Here is a 3,209-nt window from a genome sequence, read left to right as displayed (position 1 = left end):
TACCGCCACGGTTGTGCGCCAGGCGGTTTGAGCGCTCGGGCGGTGCGCCATGTTGACGATTGCCAAGCTGTCGCGGTGGTCGATCAACTACTACAACGACACCGCCCGCGCCGCCGGCGCGGCCGCCGGCGATGCCCGGCGCGCCGGTGGCGGGCTGGGGGATTACTACGCCGAGCACGACACCCGCTCCCCGGTCTGGCTGTGCACCGGCGACACCCACACCGTGGCTAAACTCGTCGGCCTGACCGATGTTCAGCGTGCTGGCGGGACGGCTGATCCTGATGTCGTGCAGCGCTGGCTCGACGACGGCACAGCACCCAACGGAGCGTGTGGACGGGCGTTCGGGAAGCGTGGTGTGCACGGCTTCGACCTGACCTTCTGTGCCCCGAAAAGTGTGTCGCTGATCCGCGCTCTTCGAGCCGGCGATGTGGCCGACAAAGCCATCGCTGACGCGCACGCAGCCGCGGTGTCGGAGGCGCTGGAATACCTGGCGGCGCATGCCGGATACACCCGCGTACATAACCCGGTCACGGGGGAGAAAGACCTTGCGCGGCTGCCCGGTCTGGTGGCGATCGCCTACCAGCACGAGACCTCCCGCGCGGGCGATCCGCACCTGCATACCCACGTCATCGTCCCCAACCGGCAGGCTCGCGCCGACGGTCAGCTGGTGTCGATTGACGGCACATCGCTCTATCACGAAGCCAAAGCCGCCGGAGTCATCTACCAATCCACGCTGCGCCGCGAACTCCACCAGTCTTTGGCTTTTGAGTGGCTGCCGGTGGACCCCGCCACCGGCATGGCCGAAGTCGCCGGCATCGCCGCCAAGAGTGTCACCGCCTGGTCCCAGCGCTCCACCCAGTTGCGTGAGTGGGCGGCCGGAAACCTCGCCCTGACTAACGGCCAAAACCTCTCGCCCGCACAATTGGGCGCCGCCCAAAAAGCCACCCGCCCAGCCAAACCCGAACAACTTTCGTTCGCCGAGCTGCGGGCCACCTGGCGCACCGATGAACGAGGCCTGCACCTCGACGATGCGGCCCGGCAGGCGGCCCGACAAGCCCGCCGCGAGGCGTCACGGCAGCCGTTTGATCGGCGCCGCCTGGCCCCGGCCGCCGAGCAGATCGACAAGGCCGCATTCACCCGCGCCGACCTGGTGGAGATCGTCGGCGCACAACTGCCCGTCGACACCGAGCAGAGCCCACGCCGGCTCGCCGAGGCCGCCGTCGATGAGATCGGGATCCGGCTCACCGCGGCGCGCCAACCCCATCAGCGCGAAGGCCACGAACGGTTCACCCTCGACCGCATCTTGGCCGAAGAAGCCGCTCTCCTGCAGCTGGTCGACGCGCAAGACTCTCGATCGGAACTTTGGGTAAAGGAACGCGATACCGAGGGGCTGTCGCCGGATCAAAAACGCGCCGTGGAAAACATCGCCATTTCGCCCTGGTTGGTGCAGCCGCTCAGTGCCCCGGCGGGTGCCGGAAAGACCACCTCCCTGCGGGCGCTGGCGGCCATGGCGCGACGCCGCCACACCGCCCGCGTGTTCGTCCTGGCCCCGACCGGCAACGCCGTCGATGTCGCGATCCGCGAAGGCGCCGGCGATGTCGGCTACACCATCGCCAAAGCCCTCCACAAATTGGACAACGGCACCCTAACGCTGGGCCACCTCGACCTGGTCGTGGTCGACGAAGCCGCAATGGTCGGCACCGATGATCTGCGCCGACTGCTCAAAGCGACGACCGCCGCGCATGCCAAAACCGTGCTTGTCGGAGACTCACACCAACTGGCCCCGGTCAAGGCGCGCGGCGGCATGTTCGCCCAACTTTGCGCCGAGCTGCCCTGGGCTCAGGAACTCTCGGAAGTCTGGCGCATGCGCGACCCTGAAGAGCGCACCGCATCGCTGGCCCTGCGCGACAGTGGGCCCGCCCCGGTGCGCCGCGCCATCGAGTGGTATCGCACTCATGACCGGCTCCACACCGGTGATGCCATCGCCATGGCCGCCGACGCCCTGGCCGCCTACCAACACGACGGCGCCGCCGGCAAGAACGCGCTGCTGATCTGCGACACCACCGAGATGACCGACGCCCTCAACCACCGCATCCATCGCGACACCATCGGCGCCGACCAGCCCACCGTCATTGCGGCGCGTGGGCACCGCATCGCGGTCGGTGACCTGATCATCAGCCGCCGCAACGACCCCACCCTGCCCGTCTTCGACGCCACCGACATCAAGCAGCACGCCGACCCGGTGCGCAACGGAAACCGCTGGCGCGTCTACGCCATCGACCCGCAAAACGGTCGCATTGCCGCCCGCCGGCTGATAGGCCATGAGTAGTGGCTGGGCGGATTCTCTTTGCAGGGTCCGGTACAGAGGAGGCTGCTCATGTCGGTGTTGGGAAATGCGCTCGATCCGGCGACGGTGATCGTCGCAGTTGATCCTGGCAAGGCGTTCAATCGGGTGTGGATCAGCGACGGGTCGGGGTTGCTGGTTGATCCAATGTCATTGCCGGTGTCGCAGGAGGGCGTCTTGGGGTTGGAGCTCGCGCTTGGTGGGCGAGGTGGCGGCGAGCCGGTGATTGCGGTCGAGGCGACGGGCAGCTTGCACCGGGCGTGGGTGTCGGAATTGGAGCGTCGTCATGCCGGATCGGTGCGGGTGTTTGCACCGTCGGAGACCACGGCAGCGCGAATTCAGTTGGGATCAGGGCGGTTCAAGTCCGACGATCGAGACTGTGCTGCCTTGACCTACCTGGTTCGGCAGGGTCTCGGGCGGCGCTATCACGAGCAATCGGCGGTCGAGGCGTTACGCGCGGTGGTGCGTCATCGGCGAGGGCTGGTGGCCGATCGCAAGGTCGCCCAGCAGCGGCTCCATGATCAACTCAACGTGTTGTGTCCGGGCTTGTCTGCGCCGGCCGGCCATGGCAGGGCGCTGGCGCTGGACACGCCGACCGGGCTGGCCGTGTTGGCCTGTGCTGCGGCGTTCGCGGGACGGCCACCAAAATCACGGTCCTTGATCTGCCGTGCACCGGGGCGATTGACCGTCGCCACCGCCGACTATTGGACGGCTCGGTGGCGACAGTGTTTGCCACCACCGGCCGACGCGGCTGGCCGGGCTCAACGCCTGGGACGCGACCTCGACCGCTACCGTCGGCTACTTGTCGACATCACCGAACTTGACGCCCAGACCAGCGAACTGCTGGCGGCGACCGACGGGCAGG

At 67.7% G+C, this 3,209-nt stretch carries 1 protein-coding gene and 1 pseudogene; both read left to right on the top strand.

All coding sequences use genetic code 11. From position 1 onward, the window contains the following. Window positions 1-49: 49 nt before the first annotated feature. Window positions 50-2,314: pseudogene (gene mobF, locus BN4348_RS44895) on the top strand (MobF family relaxase); the annotation flags it as partial. A 63-nt stretch (window positions 2,315-2,377) separates the two neighbouring features. Continuing rightward, window positions 2,378-3,209, top strand: an 832-nt coding sequence (locus tag BN4348_RS44890) for an IS110 family transposase (RefSeq protein ID WP_142308813.1), incomplete at its 3' end; no start/stop codon positions are given.

Origin of the sequence: Mycobacterium interjectum (genome assembly GCF_900078675.2) — a bacterium.
Classification (GTDB): Bacteria; Actinomycetota; Actinomycetes; order Mycobacteriales; family Mycobacteriaceae; genus Mycobacterium; species Mycobacterium interjectum.
Note: the sequence above shows the minus strand (reverse complement) of the source record. Positions and strands in the feature narration are given on the sequence as shown.